General features: G+C 42.4%; 13 protein-coding genes. 2 read left to right on the forward strand and 11 right to left on the reverse strand.

Annotated features, from left to right (window positions below):
* Positions 1–24: 24 nt before the first annotated feature.
* Both AC1XUE_RS17505 and AC1XUE_RS17510 read right to left on the reverse strand, forming a co-directional pair.
* Positions 25–2,661 (reverse strand): ABC transporter permease, encoded by a 2,637-nt coding sequence (locus AC1XUE_RS17505; RefSeq protein WP_483357279.1) that lies wholly within the window; start codon positions 2,659–2,661, stop codon positions 25–27.
* Positions 2,662–2,696: 35 nt separating this feature from the next.
* A complete protein-coding gene (locus AC1XUE_RS17510; protein WP_483357280.1) occupies positions 2,697–3,038 on the reverse strand; it encodes a PadR family transcriptional regulator in 342 nt (113 codons plus the stop codon).
* Positions 3,039–3,321: 283 nt separating this feature from the next.
* Here AC1XUE_RS17510 and AC1XUE_RS17515 point away from each other — a divergent pair, with 283 nt between their 5' ends.
* Complete coding sequence (locus AC1XUE_RS17515) at positions 3,322–3,882, forward strand: hypothetical protein (protein ID WP_483357281.1); 561 nt, start codon at positions 3,322–3,324, stop codon at positions 3,880–3,882.
* A gap of 62 nt (positions 3,883–3,944) precedes the next feature.
* Here AC1XUE_RS17515 and AC1XUE_RS17520 read toward each other — a convergent pair whose 3' ends face one another.
* From AC1XUE_RS17520 to AC1XUE_RS17540, 5 genes are all read right to left on the reverse strand, one after another.
* Positions 3,945–6,326: an ABC transporter permease gene (locus tag AC1XUE_RS17520; RefSeq protein WP_483357282.1), complete on the reverse strand. Its 2,382-nt coding sequence runs from the start codon at positions 6,324–6,326 to the stop codon at positions 3,945–3,947.
* Between the two features lie 114 nt (positions 6,327–6,440).
* Positions 6,441–8,849 carry an ABC transporter permease gene (locus tag AC1XUE_RS17525; protein WP_483357283.1) on the reverse strand — a complete coding sequence of 803 codons (2,409 nt, stop codon included), beginning with the start codon at positions 8,847–8,849 and terminating at the stop codon, positions 6,441–6,443.
* A gap of 109 nt (positions 8,850–8,958) precedes the next feature.
* Positions 8,959–11,415 (reverse strand): ABC transporter permease, encoded by a 2,457-nt coding sequence (locus AC1XUE_RS17530; RefSeq protein WP_483357284.1) that lies wholly within the window; start codon positions 11,413–11,415, stop codon positions 8,959–8,961.
* Positions 11,416–11,620: 205 nt separating this feature from the next.
* A complete protein-coding gene (locus tag AC1XUE_RS17535; RefSeq protein ID WP_483357285.1) occupies positions 11,621–14,011 on the reverse strand; it encodes an ABC transporter permease in 2,391 nt (796 codons plus the stop codon).
* A 121-nt stretch (positions 14,012–14,132) separates the two neighbouring features.
* Entirely contained in the window at positions 14,133–16,514 is a 2,382-nt protein-coding gene (locus AC1XUE_RS17540) for an ABC transporter permease (protein ID WP_483357286.1), read from the reverse strand.
* 244 nt (positions 16,515–16,758) lie between these two features.
* Between AC1XUE_RS17540 and AC1XUE_RS17545 the strand changes: the two genes are divergently transcribed.
* Positions 16,759–17,181 carry a hypothetical protein gene (locus AC1XUE_RS17545; protein ID WP_483357287.1) on the forward strand — a complete coding sequence of 141 codons (423 nt, stop codon included), beginning with the start codon at positions 16,759–16,761 and terminating at the stop codon, positions 17,179–17,181.
* Positions 17,182–17,309: 128 nt separating this feature from the next.
* Here the strand turns inward: AC1XUE_RS17545 and AC1XUE_RS17550 are convergent, their stop codons facing one another.
* The 4 genes from AC1XUE_RS17550 to AC1XUE_RS17565 form a co-directional block, all read right to left on the reverse strand.
* On the reverse strand, positions 17,310–19,736 hold the full coding sequence (locus tag AC1XUE_RS17550; RefSeq protein ID WP_483357288.1) for an ABC transporter permease: 2,427 nt from the start codon (positions 19,734–19,736) through the stop codon (positions 17,310–17,312).
* A gap of 144 nt (positions 19,737–19,880) precedes the next feature.
* Positions 19,881–22,313, reverse strand: a complete 2,433-nt coding sequence (locus AC1XUE_RS17555; protein WP_483357289.1) for an ABC transporter permease — start codon at positions 22,311–22,313, stop codon at positions 19,881–19,883.
* A gap of 67 nt (positions 22,314–22,380) precedes the next feature.
* Positions 22,381–24,783 carry an ABC transporter permease gene (locus AC1XUE_RS17560; protein ID WP_483357290.1) on the reverse strand — a complete coding sequence of 801 codons (2,403 nt, stop codon included), beginning with the start codon at positions 24,781–24,783 and terminating at the stop codon, positions 22,381–22,383.
* A 95-nt stretch (positions 24,784–24,878) separates the two neighbouring features.
* Positions 24,879–25,439: a hypothetical protein gene (locus AC1XUE_RS17565; RefSeq protein WP_483357291.1), complete on the reverse strand. Its 561-nt coding sequence runs from the start codon at positions 25,437–25,439 to the stop codon at positions 24,879–24,881.
* Positions 25,440–25,473 lie beyond the last annotated feature (34 nt).

The following is a 25,473-nucleotide window of genomic DNA, read 5'->3' on the forward strand; positions in this document are numbered from 1 at the left end:
CATTTGATGCGCCGGCAATTTTTTTTATTCGCTTCTCAGACTTTTCACGGGATCGAGCAAGGCTGCCCGCAGAGATTTGTAAGCTACGGTTATTGCAGCAATAAAGAATGTGATAAAAATTGCAGATGCAAATGTCCAGAAACCCATTTGGATACGAAACTTGAAGTCCTGCAACCAGCTATTCATGACCCACCAGCCAACCGGAGCCGCAATAACAAAGGCAGCTAAAATAAGCATCGAAAATTCTTTACCGAAAATCCACAGGATTTGTGTCACACCGCTTCCTAACACTTTACGAATGCCAATCTCTTTGGTTTTTTGTGCGGCCATAAATGATACCAATCCATACAATCCAAGTGAACCGATAAAAATAGCAATGAAGGAGAACATCTGGATTAACTTCAACATGCGATCTTCCGTTTCGTAAAACCTTGCAATGTTTTCATCCAGGAACTGAGATTCAAAGATCTGATCAGGGTATTTTGCCGTCCATGCCTGTTCAATAGCTGCGAGTGTATTCTTCACATTCGACATATTCACCTTTACCGCCAGGTCGGAATAATTATCATCATAAGTTGTGATGGCAACCGGAGTTATATCCTCATGAAGAGAGCGATCATGAAAATCTTTTACAATGCCCACAATCGGTCCTTCCATGGTGTCCCCATTAGCTCCAATAACTTTACCAATTGCGTCCTGCGGAGTTTTGAAATTTAATTTTCTGGTAAATGCCTCATTCACAATAAACTCTCTTACCGAATCTGCAGGAAAAACATTCCTCCCTGCAACCATTTGCAGCCCAAAAGTTGATACATAATCCGCATCTGCTGCTTTAATGCTGGTCTGGAAACTTACATCTTCCAACTGATTATCAAACCTAATGCCGGTGTTCCAGGCTTGTTGTGACGACGGTGCCGCAAAACATAAAGTCGCTTTCTCTACTCCCGTAATATCCTCAATTTGACTTTTCAGCGTTTTCATTTTCACACCTGTTGTATCAATCCCAAGCGGAATCATCATAATAGCGTCCTTATTAAATCCCAGATCAGCCTGTCGGGTATATTGCATCTGGCTCACAATGACCACCATGCCAATGATCAGCATTTGAGAAATGGCAAACTGCACTACGATCAACATACGTCGGGTATTGAAACCACCCATGTTGGCTTGGGATAATTTCCCTTTTAAGGCAATGATAGGCTGAAAACGAGCAAGAACGAGCCCGGGGTAAGATCCGGCGAAAAAAGTAACGATAATGCCAAGTCCGAGAATAAACAGTATCAACTGCACATCTGCGAAAATATTGAGGCTCATTTGCGTATTAAAAAATGAATTCACTACTGGTAAAACCAAGTGGGAAAGCACAACAGAAACAACAATCGCCACCGCAGATATAAGGAACGTCTCTGAAATAAATTGCCAGAATAGCTGAGCCTGCAATCCACCCAATACCTTGCGAACACCCACTTCTTTTGAACGTTTGAATGCCTGCGCCGTGGCCAGGTTTACGAAATTCACACAAGCCGTAGCAATGAGAAAAAGTCCGATGACCGACAAAATCCATAAATTCCGTTTTTCCATCGGTCCGTCATAACGTGCATCGAAATGCATTTCCGACAATGGCTGTAACTTATAGTGATGGACGTTTTTGCTGTTAGGACGATATTTTTTAGGATATGCAGGAAACACATTTTCCACCTGGGCAACCGAGACACCCGGTCTCAGGCGAACAAAGCACTGTACCGAACTGTTAATTCCACCCCACGAGTCATCACTCCCAAGCCAGCTATCGTAAGTTTTCAATGTGATATAGGACGCATAAATTCCTGTTTTTCGATCTGTATTTTCGGGAAAATCTTTCAGAATTCCGGTTACGGTAAAAGCGATTTTGTTATCAAACCAGAACACTTTACCAATCGGATTTTCGTCTCCGAAATACTTCTTCGCTGTCTTTTGGGTCATAACGGCCGTATTCGGCTCGGTTAGTGCAGTCTGTTTATTTCCTTCCAGTAAGGGGTAATTGAAGATTTCGAAAAAGTCGGTCTCAGTAAAGGCAACGCCTTCTTCTTCTTTAAATTTTTTGAATTCACTGCCTTTCTTCAGGGTGATCAGTGCTTGTTCATAAGTAGTAATTCGGGCTACATGTTCAGCAAAAGTATATTCGTTTCTGAACACCATCCCAAGTGGAGCAGGTACACTCCTTTGGTAACTGACATTGTCGCGATGCTGCTCGGTCACTATACGATAGACACGGTCGGCATGATTGTGAAAATTATCAAAGCTCAGATGATATTTCACCAACATAAAAATGATCAGTCCGCATGTCATTCCAAGCGTTAAACCCGACACATTGATGAGCGTGTAAGCTTTATTATTCTTAAGGTTTCTGAAAGCGATTTTAAAATAGTTCCGAATCATGATATGGCTAATTATTGAGGACGATGAATACAAATTCTGCTTTCTTTTTATAAATTCTGGTTTGATATAGCCAGGGATTTCTGACCAATAAATCCAGTGGGCTTTTCTTTTACCAAATCGTTTGGTATTAAACTCAAATGCTTCCTGCATATCACCCAGGATGGATTCCAGCAAGTGCGGTGCAATCAACCACACCAACAAACGAGTTGCCAGATTGGGCGGTTGTAAATCTTGCTTTTTCATACTGTTCTGAATTTTATCATTATGCTCCTGCATCACTACCCAACCTGAACAGCCAGCTTAAAAGGATTTACAAACCTGCTCCAAAAATTATTTCTTACCTCTTGAATTTCCTCCAGTGTACGATGTCCGTAAGCTGTGACCGTAAACAGCCGCTTCCTTCTTCCTCCACGCTCCGCAGTGGGTTCGCCCATTGTAGATTTCACCATTCCTTTTTCCTCCAATCGCTGTAAAGCAGAATGTACCTGATTCAAACGTACATCTCGACCCGTTTGCTCCATAATTTCATTCATCAGCACTACACCGTAGGCCTGACCTTCCATCACTGCCACAGTGAGCAGAACGATTTCTTCAAACTCTCCCAGATACATTCGTTTCATAAGTTGTAATATTTTCCATTTTTGCTGATCAAATAGCACGCCACAAAACCTTTATATTATAATCAGCTTATAATTAAATGATTAAGTAAAATTAATCTTAAAATAACTGTTCAGAAATGAACACAAATGTTCGCTTTGGAACGGAGATTTTTGACCTTTCCATCCTAAGAATAGATCAAAGGAAGTGTAGTCTAAATCTTGAAGTTGTTGGTCCAAAAAAAATCACGGCCGATGAAATACCTATATTTGTCAATCACTCATCTATCTGTTTAAAAAATAATATATGAAAAGTATCATTTCCATTTTCTTCATTTTACTAACCTTTACGGCCTATGCTCAGGAAAAAAGTGAAGCATCCAAATTCTGGGATAAATTAAAAACACATTGCGGTAAGTCATTTGAAGGAAGTCTTTCGAGCACCCCTGCCAATGACGATTTTTCAGGAAAGAAGTTGGTTATGCACATACGTGCGTGCGAAGACAATACCATTCGCATTCCGTTTTTTGTGGGCGACGACAAGTCGAGAACATGGGTATTAACCTTTGAAAACGACCGGATTCAGCTCAAACACGATCATAGGCATGAAGATGGCAGCGAAGACAAAGTGACGCAGTATGGCGGGAAGGCTACAAATTCGGGGTCAGCGGGTATCCAGGTTTTCCCTGCCGATCAGCAAACCACTGAGCTACTTCCACAGGCAGCCACAAACGTGTGGTGGATTACTTTGGATGAAAAATCATTTTCTTATAACCTGCGCAGAATGGGCTCCGACCGCCTTTTTACAGTCACTTTTGATTTGACCCAAACCGTAGAAAACCCTGCTGCTCCCTGGGGCTGGAAATAGCGCATCAAAAGCACAAAGCAGAGACCCTTTACCCCCTGCTTTGTACCCTGCACGCTTTATCTCTATTCACTCCTGAGCGATTTTACCGGATTCATCAAAGCAGCCCTTATACTCTGAAAACTTACAGTAGCAAAAGCAATTAACGTCGAAAGTACTGCAGCAGCGGCAAAAATCCACCAGTGAATATCGGTACGATAGGCAAAGCCCTGGAGCCATTTGTACATACCGTAATACGCGATTGGAGATGCAATAAGAAAAGCAAGCAGTACAAGTTTCAGAAAATCTACAGAAAGCAATTCTACAATACTGGCAATTGAAGCTCCCATTACCTTTCTTACACCTATTTCCTTGGTACGCTGAGCAGTGCTATACGAAGCAAGGCCCAATAACCCCAGACAGGAAATAAATATAGCGAGGATCGCGAAATTGAAAAAAAGCTTTTCGAAACGCTCTTCACTTCTGTACTGCCGATCGAAAAACTCATCCATGAAATAATAACTAAATGGCCTGTCCGGCATAATTGATTTCCATTTTTTCTCGACCGCAGCAACGGTTGCTTTGGTATCACCACCTTCGATTTTCACAGACACCAGTTCGCTGCCCCCCGGCTCAATTCTCATAGTTAGCGGCTTAATAGCTTCCTGCAAAGAACGAAAATGAAAATCTTTGATAACTCCGATGATTTTTCCTTCGCGTCCCCACTGTTTGAATCGACGTCCGATAGCCTGCTCAGGAGAACTGTATCCGAAGAGCTTCGCCGCAGCTTCGTTAATAACAATTGCCTGAGTGGTATCTGTTCCAAATTCTCTTGAAAACGACCTTCCAGCCGCCATTTTAAGATTGAACTGAGACATGTAATCAAAGTCGACAAAATATAAATCCAGGTTAGCAATTTGTAAATCGCCGCTTTTGTTCTCTATTTCTGAGTAAGCGCCTGGATTACCACCTCCCGGAACACTGGATGATGCCGCTGTCCCTTTCACCCCCGCAAGTCCTTTTAATGACTCCTTAAAAGCTTCCCGTTTGGGATCACCCTGAGAATTAACGATCAGCATCTGATCTTTCGTGAAACCAAGGTCCCGGTCACGCATATAGTTCATTTGAGTAAAAACAATGATCGTTGCAATAATGAGTGCAATTGATATTCCAAACTGAAAAGTTACCAATCCTTTGCGGAGTAAAATTCCTTTCACACTTGTAGTGAAACGACCTTTCAAAACTACGACAGGCTCAAACGATGAAAGAACCATGGCCGGGTACGAGCCAGCCAGAACACCAATAATAAGCGTTGCCAGAAACAAGCCTCCCACAAAAGGAAGATTGCTTGAAATACCTGTACTGATAATTTTACCGGACAGATCATTAAATAATGGAATAATAGCAGCCGAAAGGACTACGGCAAATACAAAAGCGATTAAACACAGCAGAACCGATTCACTGATGAACTGCCTTGCCAAAAGACCACGTGCCGCTCCTACCACCTTCCGGATTCCAACTTCTTTTGCTCGTTCAACCGAACGTGCCGTAGTCAGATTCACAAAGTTAATGCAGGCAATAATCAGAATAAAAATGGCTACTGCTGAGAATATATATACGTTGTTCATACTTCCAGCATCGTCGGAGCGCCGGGTCGATAGTAAATGAACATCAGCAAGGGGTTCCAGAAACAAGGTATAATGCATTTTCATTTCATCCATCAATTTTCCTGCACGGTTTTCCAAGAATGCAGGAAATTTCTTTTCCAATGCTTCACCTGTGGTTCCCGGTTTCAAAAGCAGGTAAGTAGTAACCCCAAAATTGCCCCACTGATCGTCAAGTCCTTTATTTAACCTCTCTGTCATGGTGGTCATGGACACAAACATATCGCCTTTGATCTGCGAATTCTCCGGAATATTTTTCATTACACCCGTCACAGTGGCAGGCAAACCATCGTCAGACAACAGCACAGTTTGTCCTATGGGATCAGTGTCTCCGAAATACTTTTTGGCAGCTTTTTCCGTAAAAACCAGACTCAGCTGATCCTTCAACGCAGTGGCCGGGTTTCCTTTAACCAATTCAAAATCAAAAACTGTAAAAAAAGTAGAATCGGCAAACACGGTGTTTTCTTCCTGAAATTTGACATCCCCTTTCCTTACCAGAAAACTTCCACTTCTGATTCTTGTAAAAGCCTCAACCTCGGGAAAGTCATTTTTAATATTGAGTGCAAATGCCCAGGAAGTCGAACTGATATTGACTGTTTCAGAAGGAGTTTTTATATCTGTGACAAGCCGATAGATCCTGTCTACTTTGGAATGAAAGCGATCATATGTCAGCTCAAAATTGATATAAAGGAATATCAGAAATCCGGCAGCCATCCCAACGGAAAGGCCAAGAATATTAATCAATGAGAAAACCTTATGTTTCCAGAGATTACGTATCGCAATTTTAAGATAGTTTTTTAGCATCGACTTAGAGTTATGGTCATGGAGGAAAGGACATGGGGCAGGGGGCATTGGGCATTGGGTATTGGGTATAGGGCTCGGGGTTACGCGCACCCCATGCCCTTTGCCCCATGACCTCTATTCACTACGCAGAGATTTTACAGGATTTACCATTGCGGCTTTGATACTTTGGAAACTGACTGTGACAATTGCAATGATGATAGCTACGGCTCCGACAGCTACAAAAATGAGCGGACTAATTTCTATGCGGTAGGAGTAGTTGTCCAGCCATTGCTGCATGAAATACCACGCAGCAGGTGAAGCAATCAAAATGGCTACAACAACCAGTTTTACAAAGTCTTTTGATAGCGTATATACCAATTCAGGAATGCTTGCACCAAGTACTTTTCTTACCCCAATTTCTTTCGTTCGTTGTTCCATCACAATAAGTGCTATTGCGAACAAACCCAGGCAAGAAAGAAATACCGCAACTCCGGCAGCCAGACTAAATACGCTGGACATGTGCTGCTCCTCTTTGTACCAGTTGTTGGTATTTTCATCCATAAACGATCCCTGAAAGTCCGACTCGGGTGTAATTTCCTTCCAGACTTTCTTAAGCTTATCCATTGCAGCCGCCAATGAGCCGGGAGCTACACGTACGAAAATATACGACGGCGTTTTCTCCAGATGGATCGTAATAGGTTTTTTATCACTTTTGGATGAATAAAGATAAAAGTCAGGCACAAGCCCGATAATCTGGATGTGGGCACCTGCACTGTCTGTCTGGAAAAACTTACCAACAGGATCAGCCTCTCCTATCATTTTAGCCATACTCTCGGTTATGACAACCCGGTCTGTAGAATCTGCCGGATAAGACGGATCGAATTCACGACCTGCCAGCAATTTGATATTCAACGTTTTGAAATAATCATAATCTACTCCAAGCCAGTCGGTAGAAACTTCTTTCTCTTTGTAAGTAAAACCCGACACACTTCTTGATGAACTTCTGTCTTTGCCAATACCGAGATTGACACCCGACCCTGTTAAAGAAATAATTCCCGGATCGTTGGCCAGACTATTACGCATACGTTGTATAGCTATCTGTCCGTTCACCTTATTTCCTACCGGAATACTGATCACCTGATCCTTTTCAAAACCCAGCGGCTGAGTCCGAAGATGATCGACCTGGCGGATGGCGATAATTGAACAGCATATCAGCAAACAGGATAATGAAAACTGTGTGATAATAAGCGAGTTTCGCAGTATACCAGGTTTCTTCATAGAAACCTTCCCTTTCAGCACTTCCACCACATTCATACGGGACATCTGCCAGGCGGGATAACCTCCTGCGATCACCGTTACAACGATAAACAACACGAAAATAAGCGCCAGCTTGTCTGGCTGCAGCATGTAGTCCAATTTCAGTTTAGTCTGAAAGGTGGCATTAAAAGTATTTAAAAACAGAACGATCAGTAATAACCCCACAACAAAACCAGCCAGACAAATAAGCGCTGCCTCTCCCCACACCTGAACAAAGAGCTGCTTTTTCAGTGCTCCCAGCGACTTTCTTACGCCTACCTCTCTGGAACGGATAAAAGCTCTGGCTACATTGAGATTGATAAAGTTGATACACGCGATCAGTAAGATAAAAAATGCAATTCCAATCAATGCATATACCAGTGCGGCATTGGAACCACCAGACAAATCGACGTTGAAATGAACATTAGCAAGTTTCTGAAGTCGAATGGTGTAAATATCGCCCCGCTCGTCTGGCTGAGCTCCCTGTTTTTTCAATGCTTTAATATTCCCGGGAAAATACTTCTCCATAAATGGCGCCATCTTTTTTTCAACTGACTCTGCACTTGCGCCGGGAATCAGCTTCACGAATATATTATGCGAATGGGAATCCCATTTGTCATAATCTCCTGCATAATTCGGGGCATTCTCAACCCTTAAAAACGCGTCAAACTGGATGGAGGAATTATCCGGAAAATCACCCGCCACACCACTAACTATATATTGTTTCTTATGCTGATCAAGGCCAATCAACAATGCTTTCCCGATTGGTTCTTCCGTACCGAATACAGCCTTAGCCATGTCCTCCGAAATCACAATATTGCTACGATTATCGAGCGCGGAAGCAGCATTTCCCTTCATCAAAGGGAACGAGAATATGTTGAAAAACTCCGGATCGACATATTTGAACATTTTGTCAAAATATTTACCGTTGTACTCCACTACGTCACCGCCGTTTACAACCCTGGTAACAGCTTCAATCTCCGAAAATTCCGTTTTCAATGCCGGTGTCAAAGGATAAGGCATGGAAGTCGAACGCTCTGGTTTTTCAGGTATATTTTCGAAAAAGTAGGTTTCAAAAATCCGGTCGCCATCCGCATGAAAAGAGTCGAACGTCAGCTGAAAGTACGCAACCAAAAGCAGGAATACGCTGATACAAAATGCCAGCGACAGACCGGCGACATTGATAAAGGCATACCCTTTGTTTTTCCAGATGTTACGGAATGCAATTTTCAGATAGTTTTTGAACATGGCTGTTAGCTCTAAACGTTCAGCTTTCAGCTTACAGCTAGCGGCTAAACAATGATAAATATCTTAATTCTTTTATTTCTAAAGCGGTCTGCGGCCGATAACAGCTTTTCTATTCACTTCGCAACGACTTCACGGGGTTCATGATTGCGGCCCGAATGGCTTGCGAGCTCACAGTAACCAAGGCAATAATCACCGACAGAATACCTGCTATCAGGAACATCCACCATTCAATGGTGATTTTATAAGCAAAACCCTGCAACCATTTATTCATTGCATACCAGGTAAGCGGTGTGGCAATGACAATAGCGATGATCACCAATTTCAAAAAGTCACCGGAAAGTAATCCTACGATATTACCAACAGAAGCACCCAGTACTTTTCTCACGCCTATTTCCTTCACTCTCTGCTGGGCGGCAAATGTCGCAAGGCCAAACAATCCGAGACAAGAGATCAGTATAGAAATAACAGTGAATGCATTTACAATGCGGGAAGTGCGCGCATCAGCAGCATAGTTTTTTTGGAAATCCTCGTTTAAAAAGCTGTACGAAAATGGTTCGTCGGGCACCAGAGACTTCCATTTGGTTTCTAAGAATGGAAGTACTTTTCCAACATCCGATGTGTTCACGTGTACAACGATATAATTCAGATCGTTACCAAAATGAGGGAATAGTGCATAAGGCTCAATAGTTTGATGAAGATCAGCAAAATGAAAATCTTTAACCACACCAACAATTTCTATCTCCTGAAATACCCCTCCTCCTCTGTCAAAACTAATTTTTGAGCCAACAGCCTTCTTTAGAGGAATGTTAAGCTTTTTAATAGTTGCTTCGTTCACAACCATTCTGAAATTTGTATCGCCCGGAAATTCAGCTGAAAGCATCCTTCCGGCCACCATTTCAAATTCCATTGTTTTCATAAAATCCGGCGCAACCCAGTTCGTTTTAATGATCGAACCTTCGTTCATGCTCTGACCGGAACGGTAGCCAGTCATATCGCTGGGATTTAATATTCCTGGATAATAAGACGTTCCTGATGCAGAAGCAATCTGATTATTTTGCAAGATTTCACTTCGGAGCGAGGAATAGGCTTTTTTCGCCTGTTCACTTCTTAATGGAATTACAATCTGCTGGTCCTTGGTGAAACCCAATGGCTGGTCGCGCATGAAACTGATCTGTCCCTGAATAACCATCGTTGCGACAACGAGCCCGATAGAAATCACAAATTGAAATACAACAAGTCCGCGCCTTAAAGCAGTTGCAGAAACCGAATTCATAAACCTGCCTTTAATGACATCAAGCGGATTGAAAACTGACAAATAAAATGCAGGATAGCTCCCCGACAATAAACCTGTCAAGACAGCTAACAAAATAAACGCAACAATTATTTCCGGTTTAAAAAGATCAGAAACCAGTAAAGTTTTATCAGATAACTGATTAAACAACGGCAAAAACAAAACCACAGAAACCAACGCTAAAATGAGTGCAAGTAACGTCAGCACCATTGATTCACCCAAAAACTGACCTATTAATCCTCCCTTACCTGCTCCCATTACTTTTCTCATCCCAACTTCTGCGGCTCGCTTCGCCGATCGTGCAGTCGACAGATTCATGAAGTTAATGCAAGCTATTAACAGCGTAAAAATGGCAATAGAAGCCAGCACATACAAATAGGTAGCACTTGTAGTCGGCGTGATAATGTCCGTTACTTTATTAAACAAGTGAATATCCGTTACCGGAAGTAAACTCATGTGTTTGGCGTAACCGGCAGCTTTGATGTCCTTGCCTGCATACTTAGCCACAAACGCGGGCAGTTTTTCGTTAAATTTTCTGAAATCCGTCCCGGGTTTTACACGTATGTAGGTGTAAAACATGTTGTTATTCGTAAAATCCAGGTTACCCTGTTTCAGATAATCCCCCACCCAGCCAGACATCATTGGCACAAAGTACCTGGCATCAAAATGGGAACGGGCGCTTTCATCTTTGTATACACCTGTAACAATAAAATTCTCTCCATTCCCATCGGTACCGCCTATATTGATCGTTTTGTTTATGGCAGAAGTATTTCCGAAAAGCTTTTTTGCCACATCTTCAGAAAGCACGACGGACCGGGGATCTTTCAAAGCAGAATTATGGTCTCCTTCAATAAACTGGTAAGAAAACATATCAAAAAAAGTGGAATCCACATGGCAGCCTTTTGTTTCAAAGACTGACTTCACAGTTTTGCCGGAATCCACCACTTTAAGCAGCGTTTTGTTTTCTAGAAAATTAACCCATGCCCGGGTCACCTGAACAACTTCGGGAAACTCCTGCTTCAAAGCTCCCGCATAGGGAGCCGGAGCACGCGGATTATCCATTTTCTCGCCATTAAACCTTACATTTTCACTACGTACAAGGTACAGTTCGTTGGCATGTTCCTGATGTTTATCAAAAGAAACCTCGCTCAAAATGTAAAGTAACAGCAACATACAACAGGTCATCCCGACGGACAGCCCGAATATATTTATAAAGGAAAACAACTTACTTTTCAGCAAATTTCTCCAGGCAATTTTAAGATAGTTTTTGATCATGGCTTTGAAGGATGCGCTCAGGCGTGGAGCTCTTATCTGGCAGAGAGTGAAAGATAATCATACCAAATTACCCTCAAAACAACAACAATCTGAAATACAAATACTTAAATACCAAATATCAAAGAGAAAGTGTTCGATTACGGACACTTTCGTTCACAATTGGACTGATGGCAATTATCAACCCTAAACGCTAATCCTCATGGTCCTACTCATTTTTCAAACTCTTCACGGGATTCATCAATGCCGCTCTGATACTTTGGTAGCTAATCGTAAAAAGTGCCACGAGAACGGCACAAAAACCAGCAACTGCAAAAATGATCCAGTTTAATTCGATTTTATATTCAAAGCCTTTGAGCCAGGAAGACATAAAATAGAAGCCAATAGGAGATGCGATAACGATGGCTATCAATACCAGAATTAGAAAATCTGTAGAAAGTAGCGTTACGATAGCGGCAACAGATGCTCCCAGCACTTTCCGGATTCCTACTTCTTTAAGGCGTCTTTCGGCGGTGAAAGTGGCCAGCCCAAACAGACCAAGACAGGAAATGAGTACAGCTATCGCTGCAAACGCGTTAAAAAGAACCGCTGTACGCTGCTCACTTTTATAGAGCCTGTCGTAGGTATCATCAAGAAATGAATAGTCCAAGGCATAATCTGGAATCATTTCATTCCAAACTCTTTCTACCGTGCGTATCGCTTCTGACTCCTTACCCGGAAGCGCTTTTACATACAATCCCAGGCTCCATTCTGTATTGTTGAAAAGCACCAGAGGTTCAATTTTCTCACGAAGGCTTTTAAAATGAAAGTCCCTTACAATACCGATCACTACACCTTTTTTACCCTGGAAATCAAATCTCTGACCAATCACAGGCTTGGGCAAATTCAGTTTCCGAACAGCAGTTTCATTCAGGACTACATTACTTTGATCTGTGATGCTATTGGGTTCAAACCACCTTCCTTCTTTTATTTTCACATCGAACAGCTTATGAAAGTTATCTTCGACCGCAATTTGGGAAACAGTAGGATTGAAATCTTTTGGACGACCATTCCAGTCGTAACTGCCCGTGGTGCTGCTACCGATTTGTACGATGCTCTGGCTCGCCACAGTAACATCCGCAATACTGGATTCAGTCAGTAACCTGCTTTTCATGGTCACTGGTGCAACTTTTGCTTTCAGCGACCAAGGAATCCGAAATGTAAATGTGTGAGCACGGTCATATCCCAGTTCTTTTTCACGTACAAATTTCATCTGCTGAAATACGACCAAAGTAGAGATAAGAAAAACTACCGCTACGGTGAACTGAACAACCACAAGCGCTTTTCTGAAACCACCGTTTGTAGAGCCGAGCACATTGTTCCCTCTTAATATATCAAAAGGCTTGAACGACGACAATAGCAAGGAAGGATAAACACCTGTAAGAAGTATGGCTGTGAATGTAGTTCCGACGAGAACGTACCAGAGTGAAGCATTGCCAAGAAAAAACTCAAAAGTTCTACCTGTCAGGGAATTGAAGACAGGAATTAAGAAATAAACAGACAAAAATGCCAATAGAAAAGCGGCAAAGCATGTCAGTACAGACTCGGTCATAAATTGCCCGAAAAGATGCGAGCTACCTGCCCCCAAAAGCTTTTTAACACCTATCTCTTTAGATCTTACGCTGGCTCTTGCAGTAGTTAGATTCACGTAATTGATACAGGCTACAAGCAAAATAACCAAAGCCAAGCCAAAGAAAATATAAATTGTGCGCTTGTCGCCCACGTGCTGGCTGGCTCCCTGAATCTGATTGTTAAAGTGCATCTGGGTTAACGGCTCCACTTCCAGAGTAATGTTTGTCGACGGTTTTCCATTGTCATCCAACTTTGCGCCAGAGATCACCTTAGTTAACTTTTTCCCAAACTCCTTCCGATTCGTGTTTTTCTTTAATACAATATAAGTTTCGTAGTTGAACTGATTCCAGTTATTGTCATTTTCAAATATCTTAGGGTTAGCCCAATAAGCTGCTATTGGAATAATGAAATCATATTGAAAACTAGAATTGGCCGGATTGGCTTTATAGATAGCCGAAACAGTATAATCCAGCGAATCTATTCTGACAATTTCACCTAGCGCATGGGGTGTGTTGAAGAGCTGCAATGCTTTTGCTTCCGTCATTGCGATGTTGCGTACCGTAGCTGAAAAATCCGAAGCAGAGCCTTCCACAAACTGATAATCGAAAACACGAAACCAGTTGGAATCTGCATAAATCACATTTTCGGCATTCACTTTTCGATCACCCACCCGCAGTGATAAGCTCCCGATACTATTTTTCCGCGTGACCATTTCAACTTCTGGTAGTTTACTCAGCTCATTTGTCAAAGGTAATGGCGTATTGGACCAATGCCAGGTCTCTTCCTTACTTACCTGGAGATGCGTAATGATTCTGGAAATCTTGTCAGATTTTTGATGATATGCATCAAAACTGAGCTCATTCTGAACCCATAGCAAAATGAAGACAGCTGCAACCATTCCTCCGGTAAGACCGATGATGTTGAGGCCGGTAAACAATTTCGAAGCCATCAGATTCCGAAACGCAATTTTCAGGTGGTTTTTTAGCATAGGGGTTGGGGGTTAAGGGATTAGGGCAGAGTCGTAAGGGTTTGGGGCAGGGGGACTTGGAGAGGGGGTAAATAGGCTGGGACATTACTTATCTGTACCAATATCCTGTGCCCCATGCCCCTTACTCACTCCTCAAACTCTTCACGGGATTCATCAACGCAGTCCGGATACTCTGAATGCTTACGGTCAATATTGTAAGTATAAGCGCAGCCAATGCTACAATTACAAAAATAGACCAGTCTACCTGAACATGGTATTGGAAACCTGCCAGATAATTGATCATAAAACTATAACCTACAGGAATACCGATCACAATGGAAATCAAAACCAATAGCACAAAATCACGGGACAGTAGAATTGCTATTCCTGTTACACTTGCTCCAAGTGTTTTTCTGATACCAACTTCTTTTGTGCGTTGATTTCCTGCCAATGTAATGAGCCCGAAAATGCCGGCCATTGCAATGATTACGGCTAATGTAGTCACGAAATTCAGCATCTTCCAGATCCCGTCCAGATGATTGTATTGACGGTTCACCTCATCACTCATATAGAAAAATCTGAATGGTTTCCTGGCAGGAATCTTCTTCATTTTAGCTTCGAGATCTGCCAAAACTACCTTAGCCTTGCTGATATCATTAAATCTGATCGTGAGATAACGGTTCAAACCCGACTCTCCTTCATACCAGTGTAGCAAAGGCTCTATTTTCTCTTTCAAATCTTGATAATGGAAATCTTTCATCACTCCCACCACGGTATAGGTCTCCGAATTACTTTTCTGGCGAATACGCTTTCCCACGGCCGTTTTCCAGCCCAGTGCTTTCATCGCAGACTCGTTAATAACCACACGTTTAAACGCTTGCCCTTTATCCAGTTCATCAGAAAAATCTCTGCCTTCCAGCATCGGTATAGCAAAAGCCTCCGCATATCCTGCACCAGTATTGACCTGTTTGAAACGAACTTCCTTTTCACTCTCCTCCGGCAAATATGAATTATAATTGTTCCAGTACTTAGTAGGCACCACACCGGAAGTGCTTACACTTTTTACACGTGAATCCCGGTTGAGCTCATCCAGGATTGGCTTAAACTGGCTTCTCGCTGCTTCCTGATTTTTAAATTGCATATCAGTCTGCACCACTACAACATCCGTTTTATCATACCCAATATCAGCTTCCCGCATAAAACTGATCTGCTTACTCACCGTTACAGCCCCAATTACCAATCCGAAAGAAATCACAAACTGAACTACGATCAGGGCTCCTCTTTTCCAGTTCCCCGACTGAGGTTTATTCGTCAGTTTTCCTTTAATTGTGTCCCGAATATCCAGTTTGTTAAGATACGCCGCGGGATAAGTTCCTGCTACAATTGCGATGAGCGTAATAACTCCGGCAAGTGTTAAAAGTGAAACATAATCCTGCTCCCAGCTCACAACAAGCTGCATCCTCTCCTTTCGAAATTCATTGAACCTAGGTACCAGATATAATACGCCAAACAATACAGCAATAACCAACGAGCACAACAGTACCATTCCTGACTCCACCCAGAACTGTATCAGAATTTGCCTCAGCGTAGAACCAGTTACCTTGCGCACTGCTACTTCTTTCGCTCTGGTATATGATATGGCCGTGTTCAGATTAATAAGGTTAATACTGATAATCAAAATGATAAACACCGCAATGGTAACAGCGCCGGTAATCAGCCACTTGAAGCCCGGATTTTCGTAGTGAATAAATTCAGTAAAAGGGGCAATCCTGATCTTCCTGTCACGCTGTACGTCTTCACTAAAATGTGTTTTTGCAAAACCGGGAAATTTAGTTTCCAGCGCCTGCACGTCGGTTCCCTTTTTCAATTTGAGATACACCGTTGCAATGGTATTATACCAGTCCGCACCTTTTGCAAAACCTGGGTCGGCCTCCAGATTAGCGATCGGTACCAGCACCTCGAACTGTATAGAAGAATTGGCAGGTACGGGTTCCAGTACACCAGTTACTGTAAAATTAATCGTATCATTGACCGTTACCGTTTCTCCTACCGGGTTTTTATCACCGAAAAGAGAAGCAGCCACTTCCTCATTGAGCAGAATAGATTGTCTTTTCTGCAATGCTTTATCCGGATTCCCATATTTCAGTTTAAATGAAAAAACATCAAAAAACGTGGTATCCACATACTTTGTATCGCCCTGAAAATCTTTACCCTTGTAATTAATCCATACATTATTCCATGCCTGTACATGCGTACCGGTCTCTATTTCAGGAAAGGTTTGCACAAGCTGCTCCAGAATAGGATAAACAGTTTGATTGTAGCGTTCCCCTTGAAATTCAGTCTGGACAAAATGGAGCTGGTCATTGTCTTTATGGAACCCATCGAATGTAATTCCCCTCTGAGTGAAAAGGATGAGTACACCCGCGCTGGCCAGGCCAAGAGACAAACCAAGCACATTAATAGCAGTAAACATCCGGTTTTTCCAGAGATTACGAAACGCGATTTTCAGGTAGTTTTTAAGCATAGCATCCTTAACAATTCAAACTAAAAAGTATATAATTATACCAGCTATAAATTTAATTTTAATACATTAATATACAGATACTTACACATATTATATAAAACCATATTGTCCGATTCCGAACACATTTGTACGAAATTGAAGTTGACATTTTTAACCGGATCGTGTTGCGAAAAAATCCAGACATAAATCCAACCAAATCAACCGATATGCTGTCGTTACTTCATACCTCTAACCCAAACCTATTATGAAAAAGCTGTACAGCCTTATCTTGCTTGCAACTGGTTGCATCATTGTTTCCTGTAAAAAGGAAAATATAAATAGCCGTGCAGATGGAGGAATCGTAGGTAAATGGAAATTAACAGAAATATTTACGACTGATCAAAATGGTGTTACCAACTGGCAAAAAGTAGGTGAACACGCATCTTCACTTCTTGAATTCAAACCAAATGGAGATTTCTCAGAGATAAAAGGGCTGATTTATTCCTCTATTAATGTGAATAATACCTACAAACTACTGAAAGACAGCACAATCATTTTGAGTGTGAAAGATTCTGTTTCTTTTCCTTACAAAACCAAATGGTCGTATTCTGAACTCACTCCCGAAACACTTGTCATTAACCCGGGCTGTATTGCACCCTGCGGCGCTAAATATATCCCGGTAAAATAGCTGGAAGCTCCGTGGCAAACAGCATGTAGCACGCTAGTCTCTTCCCAACCACCTTATAGGGTTGGTCATGGCCATTCTGAACACATGTATTCATGTAACCTATCTACCAAGCTAAAAGCTCAGCACCATCAGCTATCCGCTTTTAAAGACTTTACTGGGTTAGTCAGAGCGGCTTTCCAACTTTGCAAGCCTACGGTAGCAAGCGCTATTACTGATGCTATGACACCTGATAAGACAAACACCCACCATTGAATTTCAATATGATAAGCAAAACCTGTGAGCCACTGATGCATAACATACCAGCCTACCGGTGATGCCAGGACGATAGCTATCAACACAGGTTTTATAAAATCTCCTGAAAGCATAGACACCACTGAAATAATGGAAGCTCCAAGAACCTTCCGAACACCGATTTCTTTTGTTCTTCTCTCAGCCGTGAATGCGGTAAGACCGTACAAACCCAGACAGGCAATAAAAATGGCCGTTGCTGCGAAAATTGTAAATAACTTCTCTACACGCTGCTCTGACTGATACATGGATTCAAAATCAGCATCCAGAAACGAGTATTCAAAACTTTTACCCGAAAACAACCGCTTCCAGTTGGCTTCGATGGATTTCAGAGTTGTTCCAAAGTCAGTCGTATGAAGTTTGAATGATACAGCTTGTGAAAAAGCCTTTTCCACACTCGGACTCAGCAGCCCGCCGTTTTTTACTAAAATGAGGGGTTGTATTCTGTCTCGCAGAGATTCGAAGTGAAAATCATTGACAACTCCGATAATCGTCAGTTTCTCACCTCCTGGCTTGTGTATCGTTTTCCCTAAGGCATTTTGATAACCAAGTTGTCTGGCTGCGCTTTGATTGATAATAGCTGCTTCCTGGTCAGTGGCGTCTCCATACCGAAAATTCCTCCCTGCCGTTAACTGCAAACTGAAAGTGGATATATAATCTGCATCCACCATCCATTCCTGAATATTTACGGCATTGCGCTGGTCTTTTTCATGTTCTGCATACCACATATCGTTCCAGCGATTGGAAGTAACCGGCAAAAATCCGCTGACCGCTCCGTCGGCAATCCCCGGATTATTTCTCATTTCATTTTTAAACAATACTGCATCTTTCCTGGTCAGCTGACCAGTCTTCACAATAACAACCTGCTCTTTTTCAAAACCTACCTGCCTTCCCTGCATATATCTCAGCTGCTGATGCACCAGTAAACTACAGACGATGAGCAGCACCGAAACGGAAAACTGAAGTACCACCAGTGAAGTACGGAACCCTCCGCCATTTGCACCAGACGTAATGCCCCTCAAAGCCACTACAGGCCTGAAGGAGGACATGAAAAATGCAGGATACAAACCGGCGAGCACACCCACAATTAACACTCCGGGAAGAATATACCAACCGAGACTTACTACATTCTGAATATGTAGCTGCTTACCGGCCAGCTGATTAAAAACAGGGAGAACACACCATAGTAAAACTGCTCCGGCCAGAAGAGCAAAGAAGGTCGTCAGCAAAGACTCTGACAGAAACTGGAACATCAGTGCTCTTTTATCGGAGCCCATTACTTTACGGACTCCAATTTCCCGTATCCTTAGAGCAGATCTTGCAGTAGTCAGATTGATAAAATTGAAGACCGCAATCAGCAGAATAATCAAACCGATTACCGCAAACATCCACAGCGTGGAAATGCTGTTATTCGGCCTTAGTTCACCTTCTCTGTCGGAGTAAAGATGGATTTTAGTGAGCGGCATTAATGAATAGCTGAAGTTATTTCCTGCCTGTCTTGCCTTGGCCAATGTAGTCTGGAAATACCGTTGCAGGGCGGGATCCAGATACACCTGCAGTATTTGCTCAAATTTAGTTTCCAGCTTTGCAGGCTCAGTACCAGGTTTGAGCAGTACGTAAGTATTAAAAATATGGTTGCCCCATTTAGCAGCTTTTGCGTCTCTGGTTTCATGTAAGGGCAATAAGAAATCAGCTTCAAAATGAGATTGTGCCGGAATATCCGCCATCACACCGGTGATTCGTTTTACCTCATTATCGAAAGTCAGTGTTTTGTTCAGGACATTTTCATGGCCAAAGTACTTCCTCGCCATACTTTCGGTAATTACCACAGACTGCGGTTCTGCCAATGCTTTCTTTGGGTTCCCTGCGAGAAAAGAAAGTGTAAAAACATCAAAAGCTGTCGAGTCTGCATACAGGATCCGTTGTTCCCGGATCTCTACATCTCCGTTTTTCACTAATTGACTACCATATTTTCCCAGCCTGGTTGCCTCTTCCACCTCGGAAAACTCCTGCTTCAAGGTTTGGCCCATGGGCGTTGGAGCCACTGCTACATCTGTTGCTTTGCCGGCAGAAGTAAGTGTTCCATTGATACGATATATATGGTCCGATTTCAGATTAAACTGATCATACCCAAGCTCGTCATGGATATACAGAGCAGTGAGCATACAAGCCGCTAACCCAATGGCCATTCCCACGACGGTGATCGCAGCATAAATCTTATGCCGTAACAAATTCCGGAAGGCGATTTTGAAATAGTTTTTTAGCATAGCTATTCGTTCTTAGCCGTTAGCTTTAAGCTATTGGCGGAGTTTATTTAACATTTCACTTAGCTATCAGCATTAAGCATTCAATATTAAGACGCTCCCAATCAGAAAGTTATTAATTCATCGGGCTAAATGCTAATCGCTATATCACTCACTCTTCAACGACTTCACAGGATTCATCAATGCTGCTTTGATACTTTGAAAACTTACAGTAAACAGAGCTATGAGTACGGCCAATATACCTGCAGCGGCAAACATCCACCACGACAACTCCACATGGTAAGCGAAGTCGCTGAGCCATCTGTTCATCGCAAACCAGGCAATAGGACTTCCAATGGCAATTGCGATAACAATCAGTCTGAGAAATTCTTTGGAAAGCAATGTTACGATACTTGCTACACTTGCTCCTAACACTTTTCTTACCCCAATTTCTTTCATTCTACGCTCAGCAGTATAGGCAGAAAGCCCAAAAAGTCCGAGACAACCGATAATGATGGAAATGGCAGCAAATGTGATAAATATCTGTCCTACACGCTGTTCGCTGCGATACACATTATCAAAGTCCTGATCCATAAAACGATAGTTGAAAGGCTGCCCCGGAGCCATTGTTTTCCACAATGCTTCTACTTTGCTCACGGTTTCAGGCACGGCTCCGCCATTCATTTTCAGCACAATTGTACCATTGCTTTTATACAGTATAAGACTCAAAGCACCAATGTTCTTCCTAAGTGATTCAAAATGAAAGTTTTTGACTACACCGATAATCGTATACGTTACTTTTTTTGTCAGTTCAGCATCTTCATAGCCGAAAATCTTCTTTCCGACAGGGTCTGTGTAGCCCATCACTTTGGCAGCAGCTTCATTGATTATAATACCCGTTGAATCAGATGGAAAATCCTGATGGAAGCTCCGCCCTGTTTTCACTTCCAGACCCAGTGTTTTCACAAAGTCCATATCGACAGCCCATTTCTGCATATTAATTCCCTTATCCTGCTGGATTTGTCCTTCGGGAAAAAAAGTATGGTCGGTACGTGAAGAAGGTGTTGGTAAAAAACTGCTGATGGTTCCTGACTCAATGTTGTTAATCCCCAATACTTGTTGTTTGAAAGCTTCTGCCTGATCGCCCAAAGCATAGGCGTCGTTAACAATCAGCATTTGCTCTTTGTTAAAACCTAATTTCTTACTTTGAATATAATTCAGCTGGCGATGTATTACGCCTGTTCCTACAATCAGCATAACAGAAATAACAAATTGAAATACAACCAGAATATTGCGCATAACTCCATTGCCTTTGCCATCCGGTTCGATATTCTTTTTGAGCACACGCAGCGGTTCGAATGCAGACAGGAAAAATGCGGGATAACTTCCAGCTAGGATGCCTACAAGGGTACAGGTAACAATCAGGATGAGCCAGAAAAAGGCATTGGTAATCGGAAAAAGAATTTGTTTACCGGCAAGATGATTAAAAAAAGGAAGTGTCAAACAGGCTATTAACAGTGCAATACCGAGAGATAAAAAACTTAGCATCACGGATTCGGTCAGGAATTGCTGTACCAGTGCAGACCGACCCGATCCCAACGATTTGCGGACACCCACTTCTTTCGCTCTATTGGTAGAACGTGCAGTAGCCAGGTTCATAAAATTGACACAGGCTATAGCCAACAAAAACACAGCGACTACAGCAAATATGTATACGTACTGAATATTGCCATTTACATTTACTTCGGCTCCGCGATCCGAATACAGATGAATATCAGTAATTGGCATAAGTGCGTAATGAATATAATTGCCGGATTTCTTTACTTCCGCCAAAGATGTTCCCAAAAATGATTGCACCCATTGAGCAGTATATTTTTCAAGAACAATATCAAATTGCTTTTCAAACTGAGCCGGATCAACCCCGTTTTTCAATAACAAGTAAGTATTGTAATTGTGACTTCCCCAATTATTTCTACGGCTTTCCTCACTGGAACTCATGGAGAACAGCATATGCACATTTCTGAGGTGCGACTTCGCGGGAATATCCTGCATAATTCCCGACACCGTATAAGTAGTGCTGTTATCTACAATCAGAGACTGACCGATAGGATCTGTATCACCAAAATATTTATGTGCATCTGATTCCGACAAAACGACTGTATTCGGCCTGCTCAGCACTTTGTCCTTCTGACCTGCTATCAATGGAACAGAAAAAACCTGAAAGAAAGTGGAATCTGCAAAAAAAACATGGTTTTCCCTCTGATTTTCCCTGGCCCCAACCAGCTTTACAAGCTGATTCCCATTTTCACGCAACCGTGTGACCTGTTCTATCTGCGGATAATCCTTCTTCAATGTAAATGCGAGCGGATCCGGAGCTACAGCAAGTATCATATCCGCTCCACCAAATCTGATATCGGAGTTGACACGAAAGATACGGTCTGCATTTTCAAACGATCGGTCAAAGCTCAGTTCGTCGATGATATACAACGTGATAAGCATACAACTAGCCAACCCCAGCGACAAACCGAACATGTTCAGAAAGGTGTAGAACTGGTTTTTGCGAAGATTCCGCCAGGCGATTTTTAGATAGTTTTGTAGCATAGCTTTTAGCTCTGAGCTGTTTCTAATTAATATGTTGTTAGCGCTGAGCTATCTGTTGTAAATTATATTAATCACTTCTCAACGATTTCACCGGATTCATTAGTGCTGCTTTGATACTCTGAAAACTGATGGTAACAAGCGAAATACCAATTGCCAGCGCGCCAGCCAAAACAAATGTCCACCACCGAATTTCAGTATGATAGGCAAAATCCTGTAACCAGTTGTGCATTCCATACCATGCTATCGGAGAAGCAATGCAAATAGCGATCAGCACGAGTTTGAGAAAATCCTGAGAGAGTAAAGCCACCAGACTACCAACCGAAGCACCCAGCACTTTTCTCACGCCAATTTCTTTGGTCCGCAACTCCGCCATGAACATAGAAAGCCCCAGTAAACCCAGACATGAAATAAAAATGGCAATACCTGCAAATAGCCCGAATAGTAATTGCTGCGTTTGCTCTGTAGCATACAGCTTACCAAACCGCTGATCCAGGAATTCATATGTGAAAGGTACACTCGGGTATTTGCTCTGCCAAAAGTTCTCTATATGCCGAATAGCTTCCTTAGAATTGTTTCCAGCTATCTGTATAGATACACGCCCCAGCCGTCCTGACTGATGGAGCATGACCACCGGTACCACCTTCTGATGAAGAGATTCGAAATGGTAATCTTTCGTGACGCCGATGATCTGCCCTCTGATCTGTCCATATCCGAACCCTGCTCCAATGGCGTCGGATGGATTCTTCCAGCCCAACTGTTTTACTGCGGTTTCGTTCAGTACGAACGCGTTTGTTTTGTCAGTTCCATATTCGCGTGAGAAATTTCGTCCGGCCAGCATTTCGATATGGTATGCAGGAATAAAATCCTCATCTACTGATAAAGATTTGATAATGATATTTGACTCGGTAAAAGTATCTCCCTTCATCACATACGCTTCCCAGGAGTCGAGCAAACGCATAGACGGTATACGTGAGGAACGACCCACTTCTTTAATGCTGTTACTTTCTTTCAGTCGTTGGCGTATAGATTCGAAATCGGTATCTGTGTCATCAGGTACATTCAGCACCACTACCTGATCTTTGGACAGACCTAAACTATAGTCTCGAATGTATCTCATCTGGCTATATACCACGACTGTACTGATCATGAGTATCACTGCAATGGAAAATTGAACCACCACCAGTGACTGCCGAAGTTTTCCGTTTTTAAGAGCAGAAGCAATTTTGCCTTTCAGCACACTTATAGGCTGAAACGACGTCATAAAAAACGCCGGATAGCTTCCTGCTATAAAGCCTGTAAAAAGGGTAATGAATGCCATAATCCCCAGAAATGCAGGATCCAGTAAAGCTTCGAATGAAAGCTCCTTATGCGTAAATGTGTTCAGCGATGGCAGACAGAGCAGGACGATCAGCACTGCCAGAACTACTGAAATAAAAACCAGCATAACAGACTCACTTAAGAACTGACCAATCAGCTGAGAACGTACAGCACCAATCACTTTCCTCATGCCGACTTCTTTTGCTCTTGTGGCCGACTTGGCCGTAGCCAGATTCATATAATTGATGCAGGCAATCAGCAGAATAAAAATGGCAATTGCAGAAAACAGGTATACATACTGAACATCTCCGTTGGCTTCAATTTCTGAATCCAGATGAGAGTAAAGATGTATATCTGTCAATTTCATCAGATCAAGGACTGAGTATTCCGGCGCATTAGCTCCAATATGTCTGCTTTGAAAGGCAGGAAAAGCTTTGACTAATTTTGCCGGGTCCTGGTTTTCATGTAAGAGTAAAAAAGTGGAAAATGAGTTGTTATCCCAGTTACTCTTTAAACCTTCGGCTCCATAAATACGAGGATCATTCAGTGTAGAAAACGAAATCAGAAACGAAGGGTGAAAGTGAGATTGTGTAGGCAAGGGCTCGAAAACACCTGTGACAGTGTAATCCATTTGATTGTCCAAACGTACCGTTTTACCAACCGGATTATCTTTTCCAAAGTATTTTTCGGCCATAGGCCTCGAAAACATGATTGAAAAAGGATTTTCAAGCGCCTTATCCGGATTGCCATTTGAGACTTTGAAACTGAAGACTTTAAAGATATTTTGCTCAGCAGCAAACATGTTATCTTCATTAAATACATGCTCTCCGTATTTGACGAGTGATCCTGTTTCCAGCAATCTTACTACCTGCTCCACTTCCGGAAAGTCTTCCTTCATAAGGGGACCAAATGGAGGAGCTACATGCCCAAGCTTGAGTGAAGTCGTTCCGTCTTTAGATAGAAAAGTTCTGGACAAACGGTAGATACGCTCTGCATGGGCATGATGGCGGTCATAGCTCAGTTCATCCTTTACATACAAGGCCAAAAGCAAAAAGCAGGCAAGTCCGACAGACACGCCGGCAATGTTGATTGCACTGAAAATCTTATGTTTAAGAAGATTCCGGAGCGCAATTTTCAGATAGTTCTTGTACATGGCTATGTTGATTCAGGAACGTGGAATAATAACAAGTATGAATCCGGAACAATGTCAGAACCAGAAACATACCTCTTACTGGTAGCTTATCATTTTCACTTTCCGGATGGAAGAACAATTTCTGCTTCGAAATTGCTGATGATCTGCTCTCTCTGCCTTGTAGATTTCGAAGTCGCATCTACCGTTTTTTCATAGACAAACTCTTCACCATCACGTGTAAATTCATACCTGAGGTGCATTTCTCCTGTTTGAGAATCAAACTTAATTTCCTTCGTATAAGGTTTGCCGGTTGCCGTTTCTGTCGATTGGGTCTCACCGCGCATTGTGACATATCCTTCAGATAATGAGACAGGACGTGGAGTTGATCTGATGTGTACTGCAGGCTCGGGTGTTGCAGGAGGCTCAGGTGATGTAATACTTCCTAATCCTAAAGAATCAAAAACCTCCTCAGTAATATCTTTACGCTCTTCCCTAGTTAATCCGGCTACAAGGAAAGTGCGGTCGTAATGAATGCTCTTACCATCTACGGTACCATTTATACTGATCGACAACTTGTTTCCATCATCATCAATACTCCTGCTAATGTGGCTTTGCTTTTGTGCGAACGCCAACGTAGACAAAGCCGCAATCATTAGTGTTAAAGATGTCCTTTTCATGGCTGGTTAAATTTTGGTAGTTAATTGTATTCAG

The organism is Dyadobacter sp. HNCC25DJ187, from assembly GCF_056895255.1.